Source organism: Paenibacillus sp. KS1, assembly GCF_001680695.1.
Classification (GTDB): Bacteria; Bacillota; Bacilli; order Paenibacillales; family Paenibacillaceae; genus Paenibacillus_B; species Paenibacillus_B suaedae.
The window spans coordinates 1-1,193 of record NZ_MAIS01000243.1; the positions used below are offsets into that span (position 1 = coordinate 1).

Consider the following 1,193-nt stretch of genomic DNA (forward strand, 5'->3'; position numbering starts at 1 on the left):
TAGCTGTCGAGACTTTCTCGACAGCCTGAGGGGCAGCATTTGCTGCCCCTTTTGCATGCTTATTGGTCGTCTGGGACTTGGACTCAACTGCTTGGATTGCCCCTCCGTCATCCTGCATTCATAAGCGGATATTCTGTTCTATCTCCGAAGCTGGGCCTCTCGTCCAAGCTCTACATGACCGCTTGCGAGCCACTCTTGCTCGAGTCTGTACAATTCCGTGCACATCCGATGAACGACCTGGCCATCCACACGGCCGCTTTGAGCAGCCATTAAGAACACGTTCTTCAACTTATCCGCCCTGCGGGCAATGTCTCGCAGCAGCTGTACCCAAGGATGTTCACTTGACACCAAGGTCTCTGCGAAGCAGGAGTAAGCATAACGGGAACCTGCTAGAAATTTGAACGCGTGAGAATGACAGTCGTACAGCTCCGTCCATTCCGGGAAGAATTCCGGCTCCGGCTGATTCACCGTCCGGCAGATCATGTCATAGAACGTTGCATCGTCATGAAGCCCTCGCTGCCGCTCTAGGAAACGCTCCATAATCTGCCCCTTATCCGCTGAGCCATTCCGCTCGGGCCGACGTACAAGGAACACCTGTCTATCTTCTAGATGTACATACGGACTATCTACCATTCGACGGAAATCAGTCTCAGACACGAATCCTTCGAATTCGGGATAAGTATCACGCACCCAGTAACCTGCCCCGGCAGTGTAGTCGGCCAGCTCAGAGACTAGGCTAGATGTGCTGGATAGGCCCTGAACCCACACCGAATGCACCGATTCTGGATGCCCGTAGAATCCTGGCTTCACATATGGCGACTCACCGCATACGATCCAGAGAAAGGCCGCTTGTTCTGAATAATCGACGTCTTGCAAAATGGTATCAGCATCTTCATATGTCGCATACTGCATTTCATCATAGGCGACTCCGATTAGCCCCAGTTCAGACGGAACTAGGCACGGGGATTCATACAGCCATGGAAGCTTCTTATTTACATATAAGTGCTCATAAACCGAGCGCGTGCTCTCCCACGCATTGTAATACAACAGCTCAACAGGAACTCCCCACTCCTGAAGCGCAATCGATACTTGAACATTCCGACAATCGAGAAAGCCTTGTTCATAGCGCTGTCTTTCTTTCACTTGCATCTGTGCCTGTGCCCGTTCTTGTTCTTGTTCTTGTTCTTGTTCTT

At 51.3% G+C, this 1,193-nt stretch carries 1 protein-coding gene; it reads right to left on the bottom strand.

Features of this window, described 5'->3' with window-relative positions:
* Positions 1-138: 138 nt before the first annotated feature.
* Positions 139-1,193 (bottom strand): hypothetical protein (locus BBG47_RS28090; protein WP_368072471.1); only part of this gene is annotated, 1,055 nt, incomplete at its 5' end.